The organism is uncultured Thiocystis sp. (assembly GCF_903866365.1).
In the GTDB taxonomy this organism is placed as follows: Bacteria; Pseudomonadota; Gammaproteobacteria; order Chromatiales; family Chromatiaceae; genus Chromatium.
Map to the genome: position 1 here is coordinate 1 of NZ_CAIPNF010000070.1, position 25,640 is coordinate 25,640.

Annotated in this window: 22 protein-coding genes; 2 read left to right on the forward strand and 20 right to left on the reverse strand. The window is 62.0% G+C overall.

Annotated elements, in window-relative coordinates:
- From QZY07_RS04555 to tnpA, 8 genes are all read right to left on the reverse strand, one after another.
- Window positions 1-792, reverse strand: a 792-nt coding sequence (locus QZY07_RS04555; protein WP_295400139.1) for a prephenate dehydrogenase/arogenate dehydrogenase family protein, incomplete at its 3' end; no start/stop codon positions are given.
- Window positions 789-1,901: a histidinol-phosphate transaminase gene (gene hisC, locus QZY07_RS04560; protein WP_295400141.1), complete on the reverse strand. Its 1,113-nt coding sequence runs from the start codon at window positions 1,899-1,901 to the stop codon at window positions 789-791. The genes QZY07_RS04555 and hisC, both read right to left, overlap by 4 nt.
- 15 nt (window positions 1,902-1,916) lie before the next feature.
- Entirely contained in the window at window positions 1,917-2,411 is a 495-nt protein-coding gene (locus QZY07_RS04565; protein WP_295400143.1) for a Uma2 family endonuclease, read from the reverse strand.
- A gap of 36 nt (window positions 2,412-2,447) precedes the next feature.
- Complete coding sequence (pheA, locus tag QZY07_RS04570) at window positions 2,448-3,542, reverse strand: prephenate dehydratase (RefSeq protein WP_295400145.1); 1,095 nt, start codon at window positions 3,540-3,542, stop codon at window positions 2,448-2,450.
- A 16-nt stretch (window positions 3,543-3,558) separates the two neighbouring features.
- The gene (locus tag QZY07_RS04575; RefSeq protein ID WP_295400147.1) at window positions 3,559-4,728 is read right to left on the reverse strand and encodes a phosphoglycerate dehydrogenase; all 1,170 of its coding nucleotides are present in this window, start codon (window positions 4,726-4,728) and stop codon (window positions 3,559-3,561) included.
- Between the two features lie 91 nt (window positions 4,729-4,819).
- Complete coding sequence (gene serC, locus QZY07_RS04580) at window positions 4,820-5,902, reverse strand: 3-phosphoserine/phosphohydroxythreonine transaminase (RefSeq protein WP_295400149.1); 1,083 nt, start codon at window positions 5,900-5,902, stop codon at window positions 4,820-4,822.
- Window positions 5,903-6,279: 377 nt separating this feature from the next.
- Window positions 6,280-10,494, reverse strand: a complete 4,215-nt coding sequence (gene gyrA / locus QZY07_RS04585) for a DNA gyrase subunit A (RefSeq protein ID WP_295400151.1) — start codon at window positions 10,492-10,494, stop codon at window positions 6,280-6,282.
- Between the two features lie 195 nt (window positions 10,495-10,689).
- Window positions 10,690-11,103: an IS200/IS605 family transposase gene (gene tnpA, locus QZY07_RS04590; protein WP_295400152.1), complete on the reverse strand. Its 414-nt coding sequence runs from the start codon at window positions 11,101-11,103 to the stop codon at window positions 10,690-10,692.
- Between the two features lie 54 nt (window positions 11,104-11,157).
- Between tnpA and QZY07_RS04595 the strand changes: the two genes are divergently transcribed.
- Window positions 11,158-12,363 (forward strand): transposase, encoded by a 1,206-nt coding sequence (locus tag QZY07_RS04595; protein ID WP_295400154.1) that lies wholly within the window; start codon window positions 11,158-11,160, stop codon window positions 12,361-12,363.
- A gap of 235 nt (window positions 12,364-12,598) precedes the next feature.
- Entirely contained in the window at window positions 12,599-13,561 is a 963-nt protein-coding gene (locus QZY07_RS04600) for a transporter (protein WP_295400156.1), read from the forward strand.
- Between the two features lies 1 nt (window position 13,562).
- Here the strand turns inward: QZY07_RS04600 and alr are convergent, their stop codons facing one another.
- The 12 genes from alr to QZY07_RS04655 all read right to left on the reverse strand — a co-directional run bounded on the left by alr (window position 13,563) and on the right by QZY07_RS04655 (window position 24,776).
- Window positions 13,563-14,657, reverse strand: coding sequence for an alanine racemase (gene alr / locus QZY07_RS04605; RefSeq protein WP_363183725.1), 1,095 nt, complete (start codon window positions 14,655-14,657; stop codon window positions 13,563-13,565).
- 115 nt (window positions 14,658-14,772) lie between these two features.
- A complete protein-coding gene (locus QZY07_RS04610) occupies window positions 14,773-16,422 on the reverse strand; it encodes a hypothetical protein (protein ID WP_295400158.1) in 1,650 nt (549 codons plus the stop codon).
- Window positions 16,416-18,086 carry a tetratricopeptide repeat protein gene (locus QZY07_RS04615; RefSeq protein WP_295400159.1) on the reverse strand — a complete coding sequence of 557 codons (1,671 nt, stop codon included), beginning with the start codon at window positions 18,084-18,086 and terminating at the stop codon, window positions 16,416-16,418. Before QZY07_RS04615 ends, QZY07_RS04610 begins: the two co-directional genes overlap by 7 nt.
- On the reverse strand, window positions 18,083-19,147 hold the full coding sequence (locus QZY07_RS04620) for a VWA domain-containing protein (RefSeq protein ID WP_363183731.1): 1,065 nt from the start codon (window positions 19,145-19,147) through the stop codon (window positions 18,083-18,085). The genes QZY07_RS04615 and QZY07_RS04620 overlap by 4 nt, the downstream gene beginning before the upstream one ends.
- A gap of 4 nt (window positions 19,148-19,151) precedes the next feature.
- Complete coding sequence (locus QZY07_RS04625; protein ID WP_295400162.1) at window positions 19,152-20,192, reverse strand: VWA domain-containing protein; 1,041 nt, start codon at window positions 20,190-20,192, stop codon at window positions 19,152-19,154.
- Window positions 20,193-20,327: 135 nt separating this feature from the next.
- On the reverse strand, window positions 20,328-20,870 hold the full coding sequence (locus QZY07_RS04630) for a DUF4381 domain-containing protein (protein WP_295400164.1): 543 nt from the start codon (window positions 20,868-20,870) through the stop codon (window positions 20,328-20,330).
- Between the two features lie 17 nt (window positions 20,871-20,887).
- Entirely contained in the window at window positions 20,888-21,805 is a 918-nt protein-coding gene (locus QZY07_RS04635; protein WP_295400166.1) for a DUF58 domain-containing protein, read from the reverse strand.
- A gap of 202 nt (window positions 21,806-22,007) precedes the next feature.
- Window positions 22,008-22,283, reverse strand: a complete 276-nt coding sequence (locus QZY07_RS04640; protein WP_295400168.1) for a PBPRA1643 family SWIM/SEC-C metal-binding motif protein — start codon at window positions 22,281-22,283, stop codon at window positions 22,008-22,010.
- Window positions 22,284-22,513: 230 nt separating this feature from the next.
- Entirely contained in the window at window positions 22,514-22,975 is a 462-nt protein-coding gene (locus QZY07_RS04645; RefSeq protein ID WP_295400170.1) for a hypothetical protein, read from the reverse strand.
- 282 nt (window positions 22,976-23,257) lie between these two features.
- Window positions 23,258-23,473, reverse strand: coding sequence for a YgiT-type zinc finger protein (locus QZY07_RS27295; protein ID WP_363183729.1), 216 nt, complete (start codon window positions 23,471-23,473; stop codon window positions 23,258-23,260).
- Complete coding sequence (locus QZY07_RS04650) at window positions 23,439-23,777, reverse strand: DUF4258 domain-containing protein (protein WP_295400172.1); 339 nt, start codon at window positions 23,775-23,777, stop codon at window positions 23,439-23,441. Before QZY07_RS04650 ends, QZY07_RS27295 begins: the two co-directional genes overlap by 35 nt.
- A 39-nt stretch (window positions 23,778-23,816) precedes the next feature.
- The gene (locus tag QZY07_RS04655) at window positions 23,817-24,776 is read right to left on the reverse strand and encodes a MoxR family ATPase (protein WP_295400174.1); all 960 of its coding nucleotides are present in this window, start codon (window positions 24,774-24,776) and stop codon (window positions 23,817-23,819) included.
- Between the last annotated feature and the right edge of the window lie 864 nt (window positions 24,777-25,640).

Genomic DNA, 25,640 nt, shown 5'->3' on the forward strand with positions numbered 1-25,640 from the left:
GGCGCGGCGGATGCTCTCGGCGAGGTCCGTCATCTCCACGCCGAAGCGCGCGAGCATGGCGCTTAATGCCTCGCGGTTGGCGAGGCAGATGTCGCGCCACATGACCGGGTTGCTGGAGGCGATGCGGGTGAAGTCGCGGAAACCACCGGCGGCATAACGGAAAATTTCGTCGTTCTCGCGCATGCGCGCCAGCGCGTCGACCAGCCCGAAGGCGAGCATGTGGGGAAGATGGCTGGTCGCGGCGAGCACTTCGTCATGGTGCGCCACTGACATGAGGGTCACCTCGGCGCCGCAGGTTTCCCACATGGCCTGTACGCGCGCGAGCGCGTCGGGATCCGTATCGGGCAAGGGGGTCAGAATGACGCGGCGATTCCGATACAGTTCGGCGAAGGATGCCTCGACCCCGCTATGCTCGGTTCCGGCGATGGGATGGCCCGGTACCAGACGCGGCGGCAGTGCGCCGAAGGCCGCGCTGGCGTCCAGGACCACGCTGCCTTTGACGCTACCCCCATCGGTGATCACGGTTTCCGGCTGGAGATGCGCGCGAATCGCGTCGAAGACGCCACGCATGGCCCCGAGCGGGACGGCGACAAAGATCAGGTCGGCATCCGCGACCGCCTCGGCGGGAGCCTGGGTGAATCGGTCGATGACGCCGAGCGCTTGCGCCTTCTCAAGATTCGGCAGGGCACGACCGCAACCGACCACCTCGCGCACCGCGCCGGCGGCGCGCAGGGCGCGGGCCAGCGAACCGCCGATCAGCCCGACCCCGATGATCGCGAGCCGCTCGATCATGCCGCGAGCACGTCTTCCAGGGCGTCGATGAAGCGCGCGTTTTCTTGCACCAGACCCACGCTGATACGCAGATGATTCGGCAGACCGTAGTTGCCGACGGGACGCACGATGACGCCGCGATGGAGCAGGGCATCGTTGACCGGGCCGGCCGGGCGTCCGAGGTTGAGGGTGACGAAGTTGCCGACCGAGGGGATATAGTCGAGCCCCAGCCGGACGAACGCCTCGGTCAACTGTCGCATGCCGGCGCGGTTCAGCTCCACCGAGGCGCGCACATGTTCGCGGTCGGTGATGGCGGCGGCGGCGGCGGCCTGGGCCATGGCGTTGACGTTGAAGGGTTGACGGACCCGATTCAGCAGATCCGCCACGCGCGGATCGCTGATGCCATAACCGACCCGCAGCGCGGCCAGACCGTGGGCCTTGGCGAAGGTGCGGGTGACGATCAGGTTCGGACAGCTTTCGATCCAGTGGGTGGTGTCCGGGAAATCCGGCTCGGACACATATTCGGTGTAGGCTTCGTCGATCACCGCCACACAGGTTTTCGGCAGTGCGCCGAGAAAGGACTTGAGCGCCTGCGCGGACAGCCAGGTTCCGGTCGGATTGTTGGGGTTGGCGATCCAGACGACGCGGGTCTGGTCGGTGACCAGCGCGGCCATGGCGTTAAGGTCATGACCATAATCGCGCGCAGTGGCGATCCGCGCGGTGGCGCCGACGGCCTGAGTCGCGATCGGATAGACGGCAAAGGCGTACTCGGAAAACAGCGATTCGACACCGGGTTGCAGAAAGGTGCGTGCCACCAGATCCAGCACGTCGTTGGAGCCGTTGCCGAGCGTGATGGACGCCGGCGAAACGTTGTGGAAGTCTGCCAACACGCGGCGCAGATCGAAACCGCCGCCATCGGGATAGCGGCCGATTTCGTCCAGCATCGCCACGATGGCGGCCCGCGCCTTGGGTCCGGGTCCGAGCGGGTTTTCGTTCGAGGCCAGTTTCACCGAGTCGCGGATCCCGAGTTCGCGTTCCAGTTCCGAGATCGGCTTGCCCGGCACATAGGGCGTGAGTCCGGCGATCCAGGGGGCCGCAAAGGCCAGAAAGGGGTTGTCAGCTTGGCTCATAAGGCATCGAAAGGGTTATTGAAATGGAATGTCGTCTGGCACGTTGGGGAATAATCGGGAATGCTCGATTGAGTCGCGGCAAGTGAAACACCGCAGACGACCATCCTCATCGCAAACCCAAACCTCCCGCGCCCCTTTGGACAGATATAAATTGACCTTTTCCTCGATTTCCAGCGTCGAGTTGGACGGAGAAACGATCTCGACACACAGCTCCGGGGCTTCCCGGTAAGGCGTTTCCAGTCCATTCCTCGCGAAGAAATCCTGCGACCCCCACGCGACATCCGCCACCTTGACGCCTTTGGCGGTGCTGATCGAACATTCCGTGATGATCTTGCCGTGGCCCCGGTGATCCCGCAGAAACCCAGCCAATTCCGCTTGCAGCAGTCCGTGTTTGTTGGAGGCGGGACTCAAAACCACCTTCCCCCATTCATTGAGTTCGATTTTATAGGGAAGGTTTTGCAGAACCGGATCCGCGAGAACCTGCGACCATCTCATGTAGAGAGCCCCCATCGAATGTCGGCGGCAAGGCACCGTGAAGGCTCGGGATTACAACACGGCCACCGGATAGGATCCAAGGATCTTGAACAGCGGCGCGTCCTTCTCCAGATGCTCCAGGGCGGCGGTGACCGCCAGATCCTGGCGATGACCGAGGATATCGATAAAAAAGACATAATCCCAGATGCCCCGGCGCGAGGGGCGCGATTCGATCCGGGTCATGCTGATCCCGTGCGCGGCCAGCGGCATCAGCAAGGCGTGCAGACCGCCTGCCTGGTTGCGGCAGGAAAGCAGCAGACTGGTCTTGTCCTGACCGCTCGGCGGCGAATCCGCTTTGCCGATGACCAGAAAGCGGGTGGTGTTGCCGGGATCGTCCTCGATCCGTTCGGCGAGCACCGTCAGGCCGTAGATCTCGGCCGCCTGCAAACCGGCAACCGCCGCCGCCCCTGGCTCGGTCGCCGCCGTGCGCGCGGCGTCGGCGTTGCTTCCGACGGCAATCCGCTCGGCGTGGGGCAGGTGGCGGTCGAGCCAGCCGCGGCACTGGGCCAGCGATTGCTGATGGGAGTAAAGCACGCGAATCGCGCTCGGATTGGCATCATGACTCATCAGATGATGATGAATCCGCAGCGTCACCTCGCCGGTGATTCGCAGCGGCGAACTCATGAAGAGATCCAGGGTATGACTGACCACGCCCTCGGTTGAGTTCTCCACCGGTACCACGCCGAAATCGCAGGCCCCGGATTCGACCTCGCGAAAGATCTCGTCGATGGTCGCCATGGCGCGGGTCACGACCGAATGGCCAAAGTGCTTGATCGCCGCGGCTTGGGTAAAGGTGCCTGCCGGCCCCAGAAAGGCCGTGTTGAGCGGGCGCTCCAGCGCCAGGCAGGCGGACATGATCTCGCGGAACAGGCGGGCGACCTCCTCGCTGTCCAGCGGCCCCGGATTGGCGTCCTTGATGCGGCGCAGTACCGCGACCTCGCGCTCCGGTCGATAGAACTGGACCTGGTCGCCATTGGATTCGGTTTTGAGATGCGCGACCCGCTGGGCGCAGCGGGCGCGTTCGCTGATCAGCCGCAATAACTCCTGATCGATGGCATCGATCCGGCTGCGTACCTGATCGAGCCCGTCGCTGCTGACTGTCGCCATGACGCGGGAACTCCGTTCAGCCGCCGAGCCGGCGGACCGAGAGCACGCCCGCGATGGATTGAAGCTGGGCCAGCGTGTCATCGGGACAAGGCTTGTCGATATCGATGAGCGTCACCGCCACGTCGCCGCGCGAGCGGTTGAGCATGTCGAGGATATTGAGCCCGGCAGTGGCGAGATCGGTGGAAATCTGACCGACCATGTTCGGTACATTGCTGTTGACGATGGCCAGCCGCAGACCGCCATTGAGCGGCAGACAGATCTCCGGGAAGTTGACCGCATTGGTGACGTTGCCGTTTTCCAGGTACTCGCGGATCTGATCGGCGACCATGATCGCGCAATTGTCCTCGGCCTCGCGGGTGGAGGCGCCCAGATGCGGCAGGGTCACGACGCGCGGATGGTTTTTCAGCAGGTTACTCGGAAAATCGCAGCAATAGGCGTAGAGATGGCCTTGATCCAACGCGGCAACCACGGCGGCATCGTCGAGAATGCCCTCGCGGGAGAAGTTCAGCAGCACGGCGCCCTTGGGCAGGGTGCGGATGCGCTCGGCGTTGATCATGTGCCGGGTCTCGTCGGTGAGCGGCACATGGAAGGTAACGAAGTCCGAGCGCGAGAGCAGATCGTCGATGCTCAGGGCCGGCTGGACATCGCTGGCGAGCTGCCAGGCGCGGTGGACGGTGATGGTCGGATCGTAGCCGACGACCTTCATCCCCAGGGCGCGCGCGGCGTTGGCGACCTTGACGCCAATGGCGCCGAGTCCGACCACGCCGAGAGTGCGACCGGGAAGCTCGAAGCCGCCGAATTGTTTCTTGCCGGATTCGACCGCCTGATTGATGGCGGTGTCGTCGCCTTCGAGCCCGCGTGCGAACTGCCACGCTTGCGCGATGTTGCGGGCGGCGATCAGCATGCCCGCGATCACCAGTTCCTTGACGGCGTTGGCGTTGGCGCCAGGGGCGTTGAAGACCGCCACGCCGCGTGCGGTCATAGCCGCGACCGGCACATTGTTGGTGCCGGCGCCGGCGCGTCCGATGGCCTTGACCGTGGCGGGGATCTCCATGTCGTGCATCTTGGCGGAGCGCACCAGGATGGCGTCCGGATGGGCGATCTCGGAGGCGACCTCGTAGCGGTCGCGCGGCAGGCGCTCCAACCCGGCCACGGAGATATTATTCAGCGTTTGGATTTTGAACATAAGATCAAAGGTGTCAGTTTTTAGTTGTTAGTTGTCAGGTGTCAGTGATCAGTTGTCAGTGAAGAGGTCGTTGCCAGCTGACAACTTGCGTTTAACCTTGTCTGCGCTCGAACTCCCGCATGAAAGCCACCAGCGCCTCGACGCCCGCCTCGGGCATGGCATTGTAGATGCTCGCGCGCATGCCGCCGACCGAGCGATGCCCTTTCAGCGTGGTCAGATTTGCCGCCTTGGCCTCCTTGAGGAAGGTTTCGTCCAGCTCGGGATTGGCCAGCGTGAAGGGTACGTTCATCCAGGAGCGCGCATCCGGCTGGACCGGGTTGGCGTAGAAATCGGACGCATCGATGGTGTCATAGAGCAGCTTGGCCTTGCGCGCGTTGATCGCAGCCATCGCGTCCAGTCCGCCTAGATCCTTCAGCCACTTGAACACCAGCCCGGCGAGATACCAGGCATAGGTGGCCGGGGTGTTGTACATGGAATCGTTATCGGCGTGAATCTTGTAATCGAACATGGTCGGCGTGCCCGCGATCGGCTGACCGAGCAGATCCTCGCGCACGATGACGATGGTCAGTCCGGCCGGGCCGATGTTCTTCTGTGCGCCCGCGTAGATCAAGCCGAAGCGCGCGACATCGATCGGGCGCGACAGCAGGGTCGAGGACATATCGGCGACCAGCGGGATGCCCGCCGTGTCGGGCACATAAGGGAACTCGACGCCCTCGATGGTCTCGTTCGGGGTGTAGTGGACATAGGCCGCGCCATCGGCGAGCTTGAGTTCGTCCTGGGACGGCGCGCGGGTGAATTTGCTGTCCTCGGTCGTTGCCGCGACGTTCACGGCGCAGTAACGACGGGCCTCGGAGATGGCCTTCTTGGACCAGGAGCCGGTATTCAGATAATCGGCCGCGCCGCCGCCGCGCAGCAGGTTCATCGGCACCGCCGCGAACTGGCTGGACGCGCCGCCCTGCAGGAACAACACCTTATAGTTGACCGGAACCTTCAACAGCTCACGCAGATCCGACTCGGCCTGCGCGGCGATGGACAGGTACTCCTTGCCGCGGTGACTCATCTCGGCCACGCACATGCCGCTGCCCTGCCAGTCGAGTATTTCATCCTGGGCCTGGCGCAGCACCGACTCAGGCAGCATCGCCGGACCGGCGCTGAAATTAAAGACGCGAGCCATATTGACTTTCCTCATGCGGATTGCAGTTGTTCATTGTATTTTCGACCCTTCGGCTCCGCTCAGGAGTCAGGACGAACGGAAAATCAGTCAAGTTTTTACCTGAAATGACCTGGGGCGCGCCATCAATTGTATTCGTGTGGGACGATCGTCGCTCCGCCACGCTCACCGTAGGGGCGAATTCATTCGCCCCTACATCCTCAACGATCAGTCAGGAGTTAAATCCTTTGGCGCAAACCGCCTAATGCAGCTGTGCGAAAGTCCCAAGACCGTCTCAGGTCGTTGTCGTAATCGTAATCGAATATTCGCCATGTCGAGACCGCGATTACAACGACAACGACAACGAGGATGCCCGGTCTCGGAACTTGAGCAGCGAAGCACTAATCTTCCGCGTCGGTTTCCGAATCGCCGTCGTCTTCCGGATCCGGTTCGCCGTTTTCAATGGGATCGTCTTCCGGTGCGCGATGCTGCAGCGGATCTTCGGTCTCGCCGTTCTCTCCGTCGCTCTCCAGGGCCACGATCCGCTCGACATAGACCAGACGCTCGTTTTCGCTCAGGTTGATGAGTTTAACGCCCTGCGCGCTCCGACCGACGACCGGAATCTGGTCCACACTGGTACGGATCAGGGTGCCGCCCTCGGTGATCAGCATGATCTCGTCGCCGGGACGCACCAGCACCGCGCCGACCTGGGCGCCGTTGCGCTCGGAGGTGCTGATGCCGATCACGCCCTGAGTGCCGCGCCCCTTGGTCGGGAAGTCCTCGACCCGGGTGCGTTTGCCATAACCGTTTTCGGTCACGCTGAGCACGGTTCCGGGCTCCGGTACCAGCAGCGAGATGACCCGCTGACCTTCCTGGAGACGCAGGCCGCGCACGCCATGCGCGGTGCGCCCCATGACGCGCACATGGTCTTCGGAAAACCGCACCGCCTTGCCAGCGGAGGTAAAGAGCATCAGATCCCGATTGCCATCCGTGATCGCAACCCCGATCAGCACCTCGTCCTCGCGCAGATCGATGGCGATGATGCCGCGCGACAGTGGCCGCGAGAAATCCTTGAGCGGGGTCTTTTTCACCGTTCCGGCGCTGGTCGCCATGAACACGAACAGCCCTTCCTCATACTCGCGGATCGGCAGCAGCGCATTGATGCGCTCGCCCGGCTCCAGCGGCAGCAGGTTGACCATGGGCCGCCCGCGCGCGCCCCGCCCGGAATGGGGCAGTTCGTAGACCTTGAGCCAGTAGACCCGGCCGCGACTGGAAAAACAGAGCACGGTATCGAGCGAGTTGGCGACGAAGATGCGGTCGATGAAATCCTCTTCCCGGAACGAGGTCGCGCTCTTGCCCTTGCCGCCGCGCCGCTGGGCCTGATAATCGCTGATCGGCTGGGCCTTGACATAGCCCTGATGCGAGAGCGTCACCACCACATCCTCGGGATTGATCAAGTCCTCCAGGGTCAGATCCGTATGATCGACCTGGATCTCGGTGCGCCGGGCGTCGCCGAACTGCTCGCGAATGGCGACGAGTTCCTCGCGAATCACCTCCATCAGACGATCCGGATTCGACAGGATCAGCAACAATTCGGCGATTCGGTCCAGAATCTCCTCGAATTCCTTGAGGATCTTCTCCTGCTCCAGACCGGTGAGCCGATGCAGTTGCAGATCCAGGATCGCCTTGGCCTGACGCTCGCTTAACCGATAGCCCGATTCGGTCAGACCGAACTCAGGTTCGAGATCCTCTGGACGCGTCTGATCCGCACCAGCGCGCGCCATCATCCCGGTCACGGCTCCAGGCGACCAGGCTCTCGCCATCAGACGTTCACGCGCTTCGCCCGGATTCGCCGACGCCTTGATGGTGGCGATCACCTCGTCGATGTTCGCCAGCGCGATCGCGTAGCCTTCCAACACATGCGCCCGATTGCGGGCCTTGCGCAGCTCGAACAGCGTCCGGCGCGTCACCACCTCACGGCGATGACGCAGGAAATACTCCATGATCTGTTTGAGGCCGAGCGTGAGCGGTTGGCCATCCACCAGCGCCACCATGTTGATACCGAACACCTGCTGCATCTGGGTGTGCTGATACAGATTGTTCAGCAGCACCTCGGCATGGGCGTCGCGCTTGAGCTCGATGACGATCCGCATCCCGTCCTTGTCGGATTCGTCGCGCATCCCGTCCTGCGCGATGCCATCGATCTTTTTTTCCTTGACCAACTCGGCGATACGTTCCAGCAGGCGCGCCTTGTTGACCTGATAGGGAATCTCAGTGACGACGATCGCCTCGCGTCCGCTGCGCTTCTGCACTTCGGTGATGGTGCGCGCGCGCATCACGCAGCGACCGCGTCCGGTGCGATAGGCTTCGCGGATGCCACGTACCCCATTGATCAGCGCCGCCGTCGGGAAATCCGGTCCCGGCACGATCTCCATGATCTCCTCGATGGTGATCAGCGGGTTCTCGATGATCGCTAGACAGGCATCGATGACCTCGCGCAGGTTATGCGGCGGGATATTGGTCGCCATGCCGACCGCGATCCCGGACGACCCATTGACCAGCAGATTGGGAAAGCGGGCGGGCAACACCGTGGGCTCATGCTCGGTATTGTCATAGTTCGGAATGAAATCGACGGTTTCCTTGTCCAGATCGTCCAGCAGCGCATCGGCGAGGCGCATCATGCGCACCTCGGTGTAACGCATGGCCGCGGGCGGATCGCCGTCGACGGAGTTATGGACGAACACGCCAGCGGCTAACAGGAAATTGTGGTGCTCATCGACCGTGATGTCGTAGGTGTCCGCCGTTTCATCGAGCATGCGCATTGCCACGACACGGTGATTATGATTTTTTCCTGCCTCAAGCAATGCCGAAAAATCGCCGAAGTATTCGACGGCCTTGGTCATGCGAGGAATCCAGTTCTGGCGACGCTGGTCTTCGTATAATTCGGGAGTCATCTCCTGGTCTGGAAACGCTTTGATCAAGTTATAGACATAACCGGAAATTTTACGGCGCATCACCTGCTGGCGATACTCCGCTGTCCGCCAATTCATCCGTAAGGACTCGACCGCCTTGCCATTGATATCCCGCATCATGTCGGGATGATCCGCAAGACGTCGGGCATTGGCGGCGCGCACTCCTTGCCTTTGCGCTTCGCGGAATTCCTCGCTCTCCCGTTGCCGCGCGATTTTCTCGCCATGCAGAACGCGGCTTTCCGGTTTTGCCCACAGGAGATGCGCCATCCGTACAAAATGATCGTCGGAAAATTTGGCGCGATACTCTGGATTACGCCAGTTGCGTTTCGCGGCATGGCTGATTTTCGAGCGAATCTCTTCCGATGCCAGCGCGCGACAGATCGCCGCGACGATCTGTCCCCGCTTCTCGTCGTCACGCCACATGAGTTTGCTTTTTTCGGAAACGATCCGCGCAATCCTGGCTTGATCGTCGTCCGACAGCGGACGTTTTTCGAGACCAGACAGGGCATTGGACATCTGTTCACGATAGTCCGCATCCTGCCAGAGCTCCCGCATCCGCTCCGTAATCGCCGTGCGCGCATCGGGATGATTGGTGTAATAACGGCGCAATCCGATCGAGGTACGCCCGGCGTTCTGCGTTTTGAAGGATGCATCCTGATTCTGTGCGATGAAACGCTGCCTTCGCTCATCCACAACATCGGGATGTTCCGCGTAATACCGCTGCACTGACTGTCTCTGCGCACTCCGGAAATCCGGGTCATTCCAAAGCTCTTTAATCTGCCCGGCATGCAGATGCAGGTGATCCAAAAAGGTCATTCGTTGAATATTGGACGGGCTATTGTCCCAACGGTTGAAATTTTTATGATGCCTGACAAAAGACCCTGACGAATCTGTCAGGCCACGTTCCGCATTAAATTCGTCGGCCAAATGATGAACGAACTGATATTGGCCGAGATTGGGCTGGAAGACACGCAGATAGTCATTCATGCCCTGCTTGACTGGCGCCGTGTCGAAAACCCCCGGCATCAGGCTGTCGTCGGGCGTCAGCGCCTGGGCTTCCTTATAGGTTCCGTCGCGCAGCATGAACCGATGGTCGGGTGTGCAGCGGATGGCGACACCATGATCGAGCGTCAGCTCCATGAGCGCGGTCTCGGGACGGGTCACGCGCGAATAACGACCCTCGGCGATGACGATCTTGCCGGTCTTGTCGACCGCATAGACATGGAACCTCTCGTCCGGTGGCAGCTTCGCCAGTTCCGCGAAAGTTTTTTCGGTGCCGTCGGCAAGTTTGATGGCGGTATCGCCAGTAAAACACCCGAAGTTACCTTGCCCATCCACCAGCAGATAACGCAGCGAAAAACGCTGGGCCATGCGGACCATGGTGTCGTAGATGGCCGAATCGCCATGCGGGTGATACTTACCCATGACATCGCCGACCACGCGGGCGGACTTGCGATAGGCGCGGTTCCAGACATTGCCCTGCTCGCTCATGGAGAACAGAACCCGTCGATGCACGGGCTTGAGACCGTCGCGGACATCCGGCAGCGCCCGCCCCACGATCACGCTCATGGCGTAATCGAGATAGGACTTGCGCATCTCGTCCTCAAGATTGATGGGGATGACTTCTCTGGCGAAATCTGGCATGGGCGTGATAAACCGGCTGTGATCTAACTGCGCGATCCTGAAGCATGGATCGCGTTATGCTTAATCTCAAAAACAATCAATTCTATCATGCTGGCAGGTTCCTCGCTCCCACCCTGTTACCCGTCTTGCGCGAAAAGCCCCGTCGTTCAGGGCGGGGATGGATAGCGCCGGACGGCAGCGCCGGCCTCTCTTGGCTCAAGTGGGCGTCTGCTGCTGTTCGATGTACTGACGCACGATCGAAATCGGTGCGCCGCCGCAGGACGCGGCGAAGTAGGAGGGCGACCAAAGCACGCCTTTCCAGTAGCGCCGCTCGATGTCCTGCCGCTCCTGACGGAGCAACCGGCTGGACACGCCCTTGAGGCTATTCACCAGGGCGGACACCGCGACCTTGGGCGGGTACTCGACCAGCAGGTGAACATGATCGTCCTCGCCATCCATCTCGACCAAGGTGGCCTCGAAGTCGGCACAGACCTTGGCGAAGATCGCGCGCAGGCTGGCGATGGCCTCGCCGTCGAAGACCTTGCGGCGGTATTTGGTCACAAAGACCAAATGGACGTGCATCGCAAAAATGCAGTGCCTACCTCGCCGAATATCGTTGTCATTGTTCATAGACCAAAGTATACTCTAGCGATGCAACGTCTCCAAGCCTTCAAGTTTGAGTTGATGCCGAACGGCGAGCAAGCGCGCGACCTGCGCCGCTTCGCGGGATCGTGCCGCTTCGTCTTCAACCGGGCGCTGGCATTGCAGCAGGAGCGCCATGCGACCGGCGAGAAGAAACTCGGATATGCCGATCTTTGCAGTGCGCTGACCGAGTGGAAGGCCGACCCATCAACAGCCTGGCTCTGCGACACGCCCTCTCAAGCCTTGCAGCAGTCCCTTAAGGATCTGGACCGGGCCTACACCAATTTCTTCGCCAAACGCGCCGACGCGCCCCGCTTCAAGAAGAAAGGCCAGTCGCGCGACAGCCTGCGCTATCCCCAGGGCGTCAAGCTCGACCAAGCCAACGGTCGCCTGTTCCTGCCCAAGCTCGGTTGGCTACGCTACCGCAACAGCCGCGAGGTGCTCGGGGCGGTAAAGAATGTCACCGTCAGCCAGTCAGTCGGCAAGTGGTTCGTCGCGATCCAGACCGAACGTGCGGTCGAAATCCCGGTGCATCAGGGGACGGCGGTCGGGGTCGATGTGGGCGTTGTCCGCTTCGCCACCTTGAGCGACGGGACGGTCTACGCCCCGTTCAACAGCTTCAAACGCCTCGAACAGGCGCTCGCCAAGGCCCAGCAGGCGATGAGCCGCAAGACCAAGTTCAGCAACAACTGGAAGAAAGCGAAAGCCCAGGTCCAGCGCATCCATGCCAAAATCGCCAACGCCCGCCACGACTATCTGCATAAGACCTCGGCCACGATCAGCAAAAACCACGCGCTCGTGTTCGTCGAAGATTTGCAGGTCAAAAATATGTCCGCGTCGGCAGCCGGGACGATGGACGCGCCGGGCACCAATGTTCGAGCCAAGTCCGGCCTGAACAAGGCGATTCTCGATCAGGGATGGGGTGAGTTTCGCCGGCAACTGGACGACAAGACGGTGTGGACGGGCGGACACTTGATCGCGGTGCCGCCGCACTACACCAGCCAGACCTGCCCGTGCTGCGGGCATACCGCCAAGGAGAACCGGCAGACGCAAGCCCGGTTCGCGTGCGTCGCATGCGGCTTCGAGGAAAACGCCGATTTGGTCGGCGCGATCAATATTCTAAGGGCAGGACATGCCCGGTTAGCCTGTGAAGTGAGCCCCGCTGGGGGCCAGCAGCAGGAACCCGCCGAAGCGATTCGCTCAGGCTCGACGCCTCAGCGAGTCGCCGTAGGAATCCCCGTCCTTTAGGTCGGGGAGGACGTCAACTTGCGATTGCTAGCATGAGACTGGTCGAATTCAACCAGCGTCATTATCCCCGGCGAGAACGTGGCAGTGGATGCGGGCGACTGGCGCTAGGAAGTATGCAGGTTCAGTGGATACCCTGACCCTGATCAAGCGACGCTCTTCCCGGCTTGGGTTTCCGGATTAACCTTATGGTAATGTTTCGCCCGTTTCCATCTCCAGAGAAGAGTAGGGCGCGACGATGCGATATTTCGGCTTGAAAGCGTTGACGGTGACAGGTGGACTGGTCGTGGCACCGCTGGTGTCCGCGTATGACCTGCCGGCCGTGAATCTTGGTTTCACCAGCTTTCTGGACGGCGCGCCGCCGGCGGGTCCAGGCTGGTATGCCCAGCAGTATGTCCAGTTCTACCGGAGCGGCCGACTCAAGGACTCGGACGGCGACGACCTGCGTCTGCCGACCCTGCGCGGTCTGGAAAAGGCCGAGGTGGATGTCAATATCGGCATCACTCAACTGACGTTCCAGTCCGATCAGGCGCTGGCGTTCGGCGGCAAATGGGGGATGAACCTGATGCTGCCCTATGCCGCCTTCGATCTGGATCCCGAGGACAACTTCGCGCTCTCCGCCAACAGCGCCAATCTCGGCGATCTGCTGATCGGTCCTTTTCTCCAGTGGGATCCCATCATGGGGCCAAACGGGCCGAGGTTCGTGCAGCGGGTCGAGTTGCAGATGCTCCTGCCGACCGGCGCTTATGACGAAGACCATGCGCTGAATCCGGGCAGCAACTTCTTTTCGTTCAATCCTTACTGGGCCGCGACCGCCTTTCTGATGCCGAAATGGACGATCTCCTGGCGTTTGCATTATCTGTGGAATGCCGAGAACGAGGATCCCTACCGACCGCTGGGCGCCGACGATGCGCAGGCTGGTCAGGCCGTCCATCTCAACTTCGCGAGCGAATATGAGGTGATGCCGAATCGGCTACGGGTTGGAATCAACGGCTACTATCTCAAGCAGTTCACCGACAGCAAACTCGACGGCCATGACGTTGCGGATAGCAAGGAGCAGGTGTTCGGGATCGGCCCTGGAGTCGTCTACCACTTCTCGCAACACGACCATGTGTTTCTCAATGCCTATTGGGAGACCGGCGCGGAGAATCGTCCGGAGGGATCACGGATGAATCTGCGGTACGTGCATCACTTCCATTGAGTCAAACGCCCTCATGGAGCAAGGGCACCCGGCGACCGATGCCGGTAAAGAGCTGATAGGCGATGGTGTCGCTGGCCTGGGCGACCTCATTGGCTGGGATGGTCGCGCCCCAGAGTTCCACCGGAGCGCCGATGCGGGCATCCGCCATCCCGGTCAGGTCGAGCGTGATCATGTCCATCGAGACGCGGCCGATGATCCGGGTACGTTGTCCATTGACCGCGACCGGGGTGCCGTCGCGCGCATGCCGTGGGTAGCCGTCCGCATAGCCGACGGCGGCCACGCCAATCCGGGTCGGCCGCTCGCAGACGAAACGCCCGCCATAACCGACCGGTTCGCCCGGCGCCAGATCCCGGACCGAGATCAGTGCGGATTCCAGCGTCATCGTGGGGCGGAGCGCCGTTGCCTGTGGATGCTCGCCCGGCAGTGGCGAGACGCCATAGAGCATGATGCCGGGCCGCGTCCATTCTCCATGCGATTGAGGCCAGGCCAGGATGGCGGCCGAGTTGGCAAGACTGCGGGGGATCCGGAGGCCACCAAGCGCCTGACCGAAGATCGCGATCTGCCGCTCGGTATAGGGATGCTCCGGCTCGTCGGCCCGCGCGAAATGGCTCATCGCGACCAGTTCGCCGAGATGGGGCGAGGCGGTTAGCGCGGCATGGGCGGCCGCGAAATCGTTCGGCGCCAGTCCGACCCGGTGCATGCCCGAATCCAGCTTGATCCAGCAATCCAGGCGGCGCGCCGGACGCGCGGCCAGGATCCACTCCAGTTGTTCGCGGCTATGGATCACTGCGGTCAGTCCGGCGCGGTCAACCAGCGCGATTTCGTGCGGCGCGAAGACGCCTTCGAGCAACAGGATCGGATGGCGGATGCCCGATTCGCGCAACTCCATCGCCTCGTCGATACAGGCCACCGCGAAACCGTCGGCCTCGTCCGCCAGCGCGCGCGCCACGGCAACCGCCCCATGACCGTAGCCGTTGGCCTTGACCACGGCGAGCGCGCGTGCTCTGGGCGCCAGACACTTGGCATGACGATAGTTGTGGAGTAGCGCATCGAGATGGATGCGCGCGCGGAGTGGGCGGGCTGGTGCGTTCATCATGCGACTGTGCCATGAAGGAGCGGACGACGGCAATTCAAGAGAGAGGCGTGCGCGTCACTCGGTTGCAGACAGGGCTCCTGATTCGCCGCTCAAACCGGCTTTCCAGCTCGGACGTTCAGCCCGGATTTAACTCCGGCAGGGCCGCCCAGCGGACCTTGCCGCTTTCCCGCGGTCGTTTCCGGAACCCGCGTCCGATCTGACGCATGAACTCGCGCTTCCAGCGGGGGAAGTCGAGCGTCTGCTGGCCATAGAGCGCGGCGTTCAACTCCGCGATCAGGTGCGCGAGGGTCTCGCGATCCGCGCCAGGGCGCAGCGCGAGGATGCCTTGAGTCAACGCGGATGGCGTAAGTTCGCCCTGGAAAGACGGTCGGATTCGCGCCTCCCGCTCGAAGCGTTCGCGCCATTCGCCGGGGGTTGTGGCGCGATTCGCCTGGTGTAGACAGGCGCGGAAATGATGGCTCGGCGGCAGTCTGCGCGACCAGCTCACGCGCGCCCTGGCCAGGATGGGTTGGGGATTCAGTCGGGTCAGCGTGCGTTGGAATTGCGCCCAGACGCTCGACAGCGCGGTGCGCAGTCGGCGGCCTAGGGCGCTCTTCAACGCGAGTCCGGGTTGCCGGACACGTTCGCGATAATAGACCCCGCCCCAATAACCGCCGAGCAGCAGCAGAAGACCGGCGAGGGGCAGCCAGAAAACGCCCAGTCCCGGTCCGGACAGCGCGGATGCCGAGAGTCCCAGCGGACCGCCGCCGCGCACGTTCAGCGTCTTGATAGGCAGGCGGGCGACTTCGCGCACCTCCCGATCGACATTCCACCAGGCGATGCTCATCTCGGGCAGGTTGAGCCGGCCGCCGGTTTGCGGAACCAGGGTGTAATACTCGGTGCGCCGGGCGAATAGGTCGCGACCCTCCGGCGACAGGCCGCTCTCCGTCAGCGTCTGCTCGCGGTAGAGGCGGAAGCCCGGCCCGGTCAATTGGCCTTCGAGGCTTGGTAGCTGGGCCTCGGTCGCGCCAATCGCGGCGATTTCCAGCACCAGGGTGACGGGCTGGCCCGGCTCCAGCGTGCCTTCGCGGTCGATGCTGGATTTCAGGGTCAATGACTTCAACGGCAGCCAGGGTTGCACCGAATTCAGTGGAGGGCGCACGCGCAGAGCGATGGGGCGCGCGGTGGCGGACTCGAAGCGCTGCGCCATGCCTCCGCCGGCTTGGGTACCGGTGATTTTGATCGGCGGCAGGTCCAGAGTTCCCGAGCGCAAGGGGATGACGCTGAGCACGAAAGCGTTGACGATCTCTCTCTGACCGCCCGTGGTGCGGGCGCTGGTGGTGGGTTCGCCCACTTGTTTGATCAGAACATCGTTGCTGGCGGGCAACTCCAGGTTTGCCGTGCTGAGGTTGCCGCGGCTGATCAAATCCAGCCGCAAAATGACGGGCTGCTGCTGATAGGGCTGGGGCTCGTCGAGCGACCATTCGAGTCGCGGCGGCGCGGTTTGCGCGGCTGGCATGTAACCTTGTGGATAGCCCGGCGGCCAAGGGGGTTGATAGCCTGGCATCGGGTAGGGTCTCTGGCCTGGATTGGGCGCGAACTGGTCGCTCGGCGGAACGCCCTGGGCATTCGTGGGCGGGACGGGCCGGAATCCCCATTGGGTCGCCTGCGGAGGAGTCTGGCCGTATTGAGCTTGGGGTTGACCATAATAAGGTTGAGCCCAGACGCCACCAATGCAGAGCCAGAACAGGGCGGTCGCCAAGCGGGCGGCTTTCCAGATCACCATGGCCGGTTCTCCCGCCAAGGGCCGGTCAAGCCCTGCATCTGGCGCATCTCTTCGAGCCGAAATTGATTGCGGATAAGCAGGGTCGGATCGCCCTCGACCTGTTGCAGCCGCTGTTCCATCACGGCCATGCCCGCCCCGCCCATTGCGGTCGGACCATCCAGCGCGGGTATCTGACCTTCCTTCGTCTCGGACTCCCGGTCCGCGCCGGGCTGACGACCGAGCTGGTCGAAGTCTTCGACCGCCTCGGCCTGACTGTCTCTTAGCGCCGCATCGGGAGGCGGGACCTCCGCCCGACCTCGCCCGGCCGCGCGACCGCTCCGCTCGGGCGGGGTGTCTGTTTCCCGATCCCGCTCGTCATCGCTGGCGTCGGTCTCCTGTCGGTCTCCGCCGGTCCCCGCGTCGGAGCGGTCGCGGTCCTGACGATCTCCAGCACCCTTGTCGGCATCGTCCCGAGCGCCACTGGTCGGCTTGTCGCGTGTTTGTTCTCCGCCGCCGGCCAAGGTGTCCGCGTCTTGTTCTTTCGACTCCCGTTCGCCGGACTTTTCGCCCTGGTCGCCGGATGTCGGCTGGTCGGGCTGCTCGGAAGACGTCTCGCGGGATTTGCCGCCTTCGATCTCCGGGCGTGATTTCTCGCCCTCTTCGCCCTGGTCGCGCGTCTCCTGCGACGATCCGCTCTCCTCGGATGGTTTTCGGTCGCGCGATGCTCGCGTACCCTCTTGGTCCTCGGACGACGGCTCGTCATCGCCCTTGCCCGGATCGGATTGCTCCCCGGTTTTGCCGCCCGAACCGGATTCCTTGCGATCCTTTGAATCCTGGCCAGCGTTCTCGTCCTTGCCTTGCTTGGCACCCTGGGCGCTGTCCTGCTCGGTGCCCTTGCCCTCGGATGCCTGATCTGATTGGCTCTTGCCAGTCTGCTCGTCCTGCTCGCTTGAATCGTCGCCCTTGCCGGTCTGTGCCGAATCCTTGCCGCCCGTCTGATCCTTGGATTCGGACCCTTCGGAAGACGATTCCTGGGGGTCGCCTTCGCCGGATTCCTGTTGTTCGCTCTCCTGTTGCTGACCGGATTGCTTCTGTTCGCTGGATTGCTGCTGTTGATCCGACTCTTTCTGCTCGCTGGATTTCTGCTGTTCCGACGGCTGTTCGCTGGACTTTTGCTGCTGAGCCGACGGCTTCTGTTTGCTGGATGATTCCTGCTTGTCTTTGCTCTTTTCCTTTTCTTTTTCCTTTTTCGTGTCTTTTTTCTGTTCGGACTGGTCGCGGAATTGTTCCTGCTCCAGGCGCGCCAGCCTGGCGCGGGTGAGCGCCAGATTCTGGGCCGCATCCTCATGCGCGGGGTCGGCGCTCAGGACTTCTTCATAGGCTTGGGCCGCGCCGGTGTAATCGCCAAGCTGAAAGCGGGCGTTCCCCTGATTGTAACGGGCGGATTCGGCCTGACTGCCGCTCGCGGCCTCGCCGAAGGCTTGCGTGGCTTCCCGATACTGACCGGCCCGATAGAGCGCGACGCCCTGACGGTACGGATCTTCGAAGGATTTGGCGGCGGTGTCATAGTCGCCGGCGCGATAGGTGTCGTAGGCCGCCTGTTCTTTGTTCTTGAACCAGTCGGCGCTCACCGGAGCGGCGGGGAACAGGATCAGGCAGACAATCGCCTTGCTGAATTTGCTCATGCGGAAGCCCCTCCGCGAGTCTGGCTGCGCGCGCCTTGCCAACGCGGCAGCCGACGGAACCGAGGCAACAACAGCCCGACCAGCAGCAGCACCGGCAGCCAATACCGCTCGTTCCAGATCCGGGTGCGTGTGTCGCTGGCCTCCGGGGGCAGACGGCTGACGGCGGCGGCCTTCAGAATGGCGTCGGTGTCCGCGTCGCGATAATCGGCGCGACGATAGAGCCCGCCGCCAGCCTGGACCAGGGCTTCGAGTTGCGCTTCGTTCAGACGCGAGCGCACCGGCTGACGGCCCGGATCGGCGGGATCGACGATCACGCCACCCTGCGGCGCTGGCACGCTCGCCCCGTCCGTTGTCCCCATCCCGAGCGCATGCAGTCGGACGCCCTGCTCGGCCAGTCGCGCGACCCGCTCCGTCAGGCCGGGCTCATCGAAATCGCCATCCGAGATCAGCAGAATGGCCCGCGCGCTGTCCTCGGGCAGACCGGCGAGCAGGCTTTCGGCGCGGTCCAGCGCGCGCGTCAGGCTACTGCCTTGCAGGTTGGAGCTGGCGAGATCCGCGGACAGCGCGGGCAGGGTATTGAGCAGGCTGCCGATGTCCTCGGTGATTGGCGCGAGCACATGCGGCGTCGAGGCGAAGACGATCAGCCCCAGTCGCACCTGTTGGTCCCTGGCGATCAGATCCTGCAACTCCTGGCGGGCGCGTCCGAGTCGGCTCGGGCTCACGTCCTGGGCCAGCATGGAGCGCGAAATGTCCAGCAGAACCAGTAGATTGTTGCCGGGATGGAAGAGTCGCACATCGGTCGAATCCCAGCGCGGGCCGGCCATGGCCGCGAGCAGCAGGGTCCAGAGCAGCGCCCAGCGCAGAAAACGCCCCCAGCGCTCGGTGGTCCTGAGATCGCGCGTCCCGCTGAGGTGCGGGAGCAGATGCGGGTCCGCGTACCGATGGATGGGACCGCGCGCGGCGCGGGCGGCGCTACGCATCAGCCAGAGCGCCACCGGCAGGATGACGAGCAGACCCAGAAACCAGAGCGGCTGCTCGAAGTGGAAGACTTGATCGACGATGGGGTTAGTCACTGGCGAGCCTGCGCACGAAGCGTTTGCGTCCTTCCGGGAAGAGTCCCAGCCACAGCAGGGCCAGCAGGGCGACCCCCAGTGGCCAGCGATAGAGCGGGCGGGGCAAATAGGCGGTGCGCGCCTCGGCCTCGGTCTTTTCCAACTGACCGACGCGCGCGGAAATCTCCTCCAGCGCGCGGGTGTTGGTGGCGCGGAAATAGCCGCCGCCGGTCAGGTCGGCGATCTGCTGGAGCGTGGTCTCGTCCATGGTGAGGTCGTCGCGAAACCGCATCGCGCCATCCTCCAGGATCGGGATGTTGGTCTGCTGGCTGCCGACCCCGATGACATAGATCCGCACCCCCGCGAGACGGGCAAGCTGAGCCGCTTCCTTCGGGGCGAAACCGCCGGCATTGTTGTCGCCGTCGGCAATGACGATCATCACTCGGGAGCCCTCGGGGCGGTCGCGCAGCTTCTTAACACCGAGCGCGATGGCGTCGCCCAGCGCGGTGGCCGGACCGGCGATACCGGGAATCACGCCGTCGAGCAGCAGACGCACGGCATGCCGGTCGAGACTCAGGGGCGCGAGGACGAACGCCTGACTGCCGAACAGGACGAGTCCGACGCGGTCGCCCTCGCGGGTGTCGATGAAGCGGCCCATCACCCCCTTGACCACCGACATGCGGTTGACCTGGCGGCCCTCGACGGTGAAATCGAGCGCCTCCATCGAGTGCGAGGCGTCCACGGCGATCATGAGGTCATAGCCGGGTGTGCTGATCTCGGTGTAGGGCGTCAGCCATTGCGGGCGCATCAGGGCGAGGATCAGGCCGATCCAGAGCAAATAGAGCAGCGCCCAATAGAGCCAGCCGCCGAGTTGCAGTCGCGGCTTGCGGAGACTGAAGGCCGCTTTCAGATCGTCCAGATGCGGATGCAGCAGGGTCTGACGCTGGCCTTGCAGCGTTTCCTCGATCTGACTCCTCTGCTCGGGCCAGAGATAGGGCAGGAGCAGTGGCAGCGAAAGCAGGAGAGCGGCCCAGGGCCAGTGGAATTCAAACACCGGATGATGTCCTCATTTGCAGGGATCTTTGGTTGACTGAAGCGTTGCGGTCACCGTCGCTCGGTCCGCACAGCGGACCCGACGTAGGGTCCGCTGTGCGGACCATCCGCCGATCGGTTCTGCCCGGAACGACGATCAAGTCCAACGAAAAGTTCGGGAGAGTGTTGTCCGGAAACCGCCTGTAGGCGTCGTCTCGCGGGTCGTCACCCAGCCCTCGACCGCTTCGATCAGGGCCAGTATTTGAGGGTCCTCACCATGGCCCGCCGGAGCATAGGGCGCGTCCAGTAGAACCCGGCCGCGTTCGCGCCACCGAAAGCCCTTGGGATCGTGCGTCTCCAGCCAGTCGAGCCAGTCGTTTCCCGTCAAGCCGGCGCAGGCGGGGCGTCCGAGCCGCGCCATGGCGATGCGGCGCAGCAATTCGGACAGCTCGCCAGCAGTTCGCTTGGCATCCTGCCCAGCGCGCGCGCGCCGTCGCAGATCGCGCAGCGCGCCCGCCGCGTCCCAGCGCCAGCTTCCGAGCGTGAGTCCAGGGATTGGAATCCGCAGGCTGAGGACCGCGCGCCAGCGCCAGACGGCAAAGGTCAGCAGCAGCATGGCGAGCGCCAGCAGCCACCAGCCGGGCGCGAGCGGCCACCAGGGGATCGCTGAAATATCATGGATATCCCGAAGCTGTTGCATGGGTGTCATCGGTTCCATCAGACCGCCCGCGAGCGCGCGCGCTGTTCGAGATCGCGGATCAGGGTCAGGTGGATTTCCGTATCCGTGCGCACCGGCAACAGCACGATCCGCAGACGATGAGCCATGGCCTGAAGCCGGTCGCGTCGATCCTCCCAGCGCTGGCGGTAGAGTCGTCTTGCGTGCGGATCGTCGGTATCGATCTCGATCAGTGCGCCATCGGTGCCGGTGAAGGTGGTCACGCCCATGGATGGAATCTCCCAATCGGCCGGATCGTCCACTGGAATCAGTGCGACGGTGTTGCGTTGGCTGAGATCGCCGAGCACCTGCTCCAGCCCCAGCGTATCGCGGTTCAGATCCGCGATCACGAACACCAGCGATCCGGTTGGCAGACCCGAGCAGGCCCGCCGCAAGGCGCCGCCCAGACAGTCGATGGACGGGTCCATGTCGGCGCCGGGTTCGGTCAGCGTGCGCAACAATTGCCAGAGCGCCCGCCGTCCGCGCGAGGGCCGGAAATGCTGGAGTCCGGTCTGCGGATCGCCGAACACCAGGCCGCCCACGCGGTCGTTCAGACGGCTGGCGGCCCAGCCGATCAGCGCCGCCGCCCGCGCCGTCTGCACCGACTTGAAGGTGCCGCGCGTGCCGAAACTCATGTGCGGCCCCTTGTCGACACAGAGCACCACCGAACGCTCGCGCTCCTCGCGGAAGATTTTCAGGTGCGGTCGGTTGGTGCGGGCCGTCACCTTCCAGTCCATATAGCGGATATCGTCGCCCTCGCGGTACTCGCGCACCTCCTCGAAGTTGACGCCCGCGCCACGGAACACCGAGGCATAGAGTCCGGCGAAGGTGGAATTCACCAGATGGTGCGACGGCAGGCCCAGCGTATGGGCCTGATGGCGCAGCTCCAGCAGATCATCGAGTCGGGGGTAGAGGCTCATTCTTGAATCAAGTTGTCAGTTGCTAAAGTGGCTCTTGATCGATTTCATCTGCTTCGATCAGATCGCCAACCACTGAAACAAGCGAAATAGAGGGGGGCGGCATCGTCCCGAACAAGATCGAGCAGGCTGTTGAGAAAATCCGTGGTCTGCTCATCGTCGCTTTCTGACTCGATATGCGACACTGGGTGCGTTGTTAGCATTTTCATGCGACGAATGTACTTGACGTACCACAGCATTTCTTAAATTTCTTGCCGCTCCCACAAGGGCATGGATCATTTCTCGCTACCTTGTTTGAGGCAGCCGGTTTTACCGGGTTTAACATTTTTTCTAAATCTGAAATATCCTCTGGTTTGTCAGGTTCAAAACCAATAATGAAATGCCAACCATGTTCATTACATTTTTCCGCGACGTATCCTGCCTTTTCATCTGTATGTACACGAACAATAATCGGTCTTTTTTCTGTTCCTAGTTTTGCCATGGCTATTTCTATTAAGTTTGTTATGTTTGGTGCATCGCGGTAGCGGCCAGTTGCCCGACCGACCCCGCACAGATCCCCGCATGCGGAACTACCGCACGGGGCCACGCGGGGGCTGAAGTGAAAGTCAAGCGGCCACGCTGGGACGGCGTTGCAGATTGAGTACCGCACCGTCTGCGGGGTCCGCTCTTTAACCGCGTGTAGGTTAAAGCCTGATACCTTTCCCCCTGTGGTTACTCGGCGACGATGTGCCCTCGCGTTCCGGCATCGGAATCGGACCAGACGTCCTCATTCTTCAAGCGCCGATCACCCTGGATGGTGTAGGTCATCGTGCCATCCTTGAAGACAAGAGCGCCGTCACTGCGCTTGGCGTTCACTTTCTTTCCGCTGACCCAGACATGTTCTTTGCTATCGATCCGGATGGTGGCGACCGTTGCTCCTGACTTGGCTTTAGCCACCCATTGTCCGGCATAAGGGGTGTGGTGCGTGGCGCTCCCTGTGTCGGCGGTGGCTTCCGAAACAAAACCGGCCTTGGCATTCTCTTCCTTGGTTTTGGTGATGTCGCAGCCCTGTGACTCGGAGACTTGCGTGCAGCCGGAGCGCTCGAGTTGTTGCCTGTATTTTGCGTCGATTGCATGGGCGGAAGTGTGTGCCAACAGAGCAACACTGGCGGCGATGATTAATTTCTTCTTCATCGATTCTGACCTCGTTCGGATTGATTGGATGAATTGCACGGAGTTAATTTGAATTAGAAGTGCAACGCCTGAAAGGGCAGGTTAGCGGTCTTGCTGGCATGACGTCTCAGAATAAGCGCCGCGCCGTCTGTGGGGTCCGCTCTTTAACCGCTTGCATAATAGCGGTAACCACTTTGTTTTCTAGCCGTTTTTGGAAATCTGATCATTAACCATGCATCCAGGAAATTAGAAAGCTTCGGCAATGAAGGCGTGATCTCGGCGCTGCAATAGAGAATGACTGCATTAAGCCGCTTCTGATGTTAATGCCCGAGTTTCCTGATCGATTTTCTGCAAAGCCCTTTGAATATGGTCAACTTCATTTTCTTCGAAAAGCGCTTCTCCGCATTGAGTGCATACCCAGGCGGGAATTGATTCCCATGTAATATGATAACCGTTTCGGTCCACACTAAATGGTGCAGTTTCTCTAATCATTTTCCCTTTGCAATGAAGGCATTCCATCCTGCTTCCTCACTTTAAAGTCTGGCGACCACAGATCAGGTGATGGCAAATATGCGGTAATCACCGCCAAGTATTCGATTTTTGGCGCACAGACGACATGGATCGTGCGACATCGTGTTGAATGTGTGATCAGGCAGCTTTCTCCTCGTTGATCATCTGGATATTCTTCGATGATTTCGCCGGAGAATACCGTTTCTCGCACTTCATCGGTGCCGATCATTCTGTCAGGACGAGACATTTGTTTGATCGCATGAGGCAGGAAAAGTATTTTTCTGCTTGCGGCTGCGATAACTTTTTGCTTCATGTCTTACGAATGATTCACCATCTACATCAGGGAATCACATCAGGGAATCGCCACCAACGTCAACAACCGATTCACAAAGGCATCCGTGGTCACGCCCTCGGCCTCGGCCTCGAAGGTCAGCAAAATCCGATGCCGCAGGATCTCGGGCGCGACGGACTGGATATGCTGGGGCGTGACGAAGGTGTCGCCGTCCAGCCAGGCGCGGGCGCGGGCGCAGCGGGCGAGGGCGATACTGGCGCGGGGCGAGGCGCCGAAGCGGCACCAGCGACCGAGATCCCGGTCATAGCGTTTCGGCTGGCGGGTCGCCTGGACCAGGTCGACGATGTAGCTGTGCAGTTTGGGATCCAGGTAGAGTCCGGCCACGTCGCGGCGCATCGCGAATAACTCTTCCTGGGTCAGCGGCTTGACGGGCGGCGCGTGATTCTGGGTCTGCTGCTGGCTGTCGAGTTCGAGGATTTTGAGTTCCTCGTCGCGGGTCGGATAGGTCACCACGGCCTGCATCAGAAAGCGGTCGAGCTGGGCCTCGGGCAGGTGATAGGTGCCTTCCTGCTCGACCGGGTTCTGGGTCGCCAGCACCATGAACAGCCTGGGCAGCGGATAGGTGCGCTGACCGACCGTGATCTGATGCTCGGCCATCGCCTCCAGCAGGGCCGACTGGACCTTGGCCGGGGCGCGGTTGACCTCGTCGGCCAGCAGCAGATTGTGAAACAGCGGACCCTGCCGAAACTCGAACTCGCCCTTCTCGTGACGATAGATGTCGGTGCCGATCAGGTCGGAGGGCAGCAGGTCGGGGGTGAACTGGATGCGGTGGAAGTCGCCTTCGAGCGACTCGGCCAGCGCCTTGACGGCGGTGGTCTTGGCCAGCCCCGGCATGCCTTCGACCAGCAGGTGCCCGTCGCTCAACAGGCAGACCAGCATGCTGTCGATGAAGGGCTGTTGGCCGATGATGCGCGAGGCGATGTGGTCGCGGACGGGTTGCAGTGCGGACGGGGTTGTCATGCTGGGATGGTTTCCGTGCGTTCCGTGGGCGGTGGTGGGATTTGGTTGGGCGCTGGTCCGATCAAGTCGCCGAGACTGTCGCGGATCGTCTCCCGTGTCGGCGAACTATCCTGTCTCTTTTCCGGGGTGAGCGCAAGTCTGGGGCGGGTCGCGAAGCGCATTGATTTATCAGTCTATTCGAATATTCAGGCAACCCCTGGACGATGGCTTGTCCGGGGCCGGCGATGGACTGGGGACGCGCATCCGCGCCGGTGCCGTGGACGATGCCGGACGACGGCAACTGAATTTATTCACATGGGTCAATGGCTTAAACGGGGCGCGCATGAGTGCGCCGTCAACAGGCGTCACGCAATTGTCATTTGTTCCCTAAGTCTATGTTTATAATGTACTTATCTTGATCGATCAAAATCCGTCCAATCTAATCCGAGCCCAGCAACCACGCGCGTTCCGATGCTTTGATCAGACCTTATGCACAAACTTATCCACAGAAATTGTTGGCGGATTGGAAAACTTTACTGAGGAAAGGATGTTGCGACGATATGACGAGACAGAGACGGAATATTGGCGGCTAACTGTTGGGGCCGAACGGCGGCGGCGACGATTCGATGTCCCGCGCTCCACGGTGCTTCTGGGAGTAACGGCTTGCAGTCGGTACGAGCAAGCCTAGGCCAGGCGGTCGAGTGTCGATTGGCCATGCGCCGGCGGCGGTCCCAGGGCGCGGCTGGCCAGGGCGAGCGCGTTTAAATTCTCAGCCGAACACGACCTTGGCGCGATAGTCGTCATTCCACGCGGCCTTGCGGCGCTTCTTGGCCAAGCTGATCGCCGACCCCTCCTGATCGAACAGGTTCATGCTCAGGTGGCGCA

Coding starts and splice junctions, on each gene's coding strand:
- QZY07_RS04645 (WP_295400170.1), bottom strand. CDS start 22,975: ATGAAGAAGAAATTAATCATCGCCGCCAGTGTTGCTCTGTTGGCACAC.
- QZY07_RS04655 (WP_295400174.1), bottom strand. CDS start 24,776: ATGACAACCCCGTCCGCACTGCAACCCGTCCGCGACCACATCGCCTCG.
- serC (WP_295400149.1), bottom strand. CDS start 5,902: ATGGCTCGCGTCTTTAATTTCAGCGCCGGTCCGGCGATGCTGCCTGAG.
- QZY07_RS04600 (WP_295400156.1), top strand. CDS start 12,599: ATGCGATATTTCGGCTTGAAAGCGTTGACGGTGACAGGTGGACTGGTC.
- QZY07_RS27295 (WP_363183729.1), bottom strand. CDS start 23,473: ATGGAATGCCTTCATTGCAAAGGGAAAATGATTAGAGAAACTGCACCA.
- pheA (WP_295400145.1), bottom strand. CDS start 3,542: ATGGCGACAGTCAGCAGCGACGGGCTCGATCAGGTACGCAGCCGGATC.
- alr (WP_363183725.1), bottom strand. CDS start 14,657: ATGATGAACGCACCAGCCCGCCCACTCCGCGCGCGCATCCATCTCGAT.
- tnpA (WP_295400152.1), bottom strand. CDS start 11,103: ATGAACAATGACAACGATATTCGGCGAGGTAGGCACTGCATTTTTGCG.
- hisC (WP_295400141.1), bottom strand. CDS start 1,901: ATGAGCCAAGCTGACAACCCCTTTCTGGCCTTTGCGGCCCCCTGGATC.
- QZY07_RS04640 (WP_295400168.1), bottom strand. CDS start 22,283: ATGGCAAAACTAGGAACAGAAAAAAGACCGATTATTGTTCGTGTACAT.
- QZY07_RS04635 (WP_295400166.1), bottom strand. CDS start 21,805: ATGAGCCTCTACCCCCGACTCGATGATCTGCTGGAGCTGCGCCATCAG.
- QZY07_RS04595 (WP_295400154.1), top strand. CDS start 11,158: ATGCCGAACGGCGAGCAAGCGCGCGACCTGCGCCGCTTCGCGGGATCG.
- QZY07_RS04650 (WP_295400172.1), bottom strand. CDS start 23,777: ATGAAGCAAAAAGTTATCGCAGCCGCAAGCAGAAAAATACTTTTCCTG.
- QZY07_RS04565 (WP_295400143.1), bottom strand. CDS start 2,411: ATGGGGGCTCTCTACATGAGATGGTCGCAGGTTCTCGCGGATCCGGTT.
- QZY07_RS04615 (WP_295400159.1), bottom strand. CDS start 18,086: ATGAGCAAATTCAGCAAGGCGATTGTCTGCCTGATCCTGTTCCCCGCC.
- gyrA (WP_295400151.1), bottom strand. CDS start 10,494: ATGCCAGATTTCGCCAGAGAAGTCATCCCCATCAATCTTGAGGACGAG.
- QZY07_RS04630 (WP_295400164.1), bottom strand. CDS start 20,870: ATGCAACAGCTTCGGGATATCCATGATATTTCAGCGATCCCCTGGTGG.
- QZY07_RS04610 (WP_295400158.1), bottom strand. CDS start 16,422: ATGGTGATCTGGAAAGCCGCCCGCTTGGCGACCGCCCTGTTCTGGCTC.
- QZY07_RS04575 (WP_295400147.1), bottom strand. CDS start 4,728: ATGTTCAAAATCCAAACGCTGAATAATATCTCCGTGGCCGGGTTGGAG.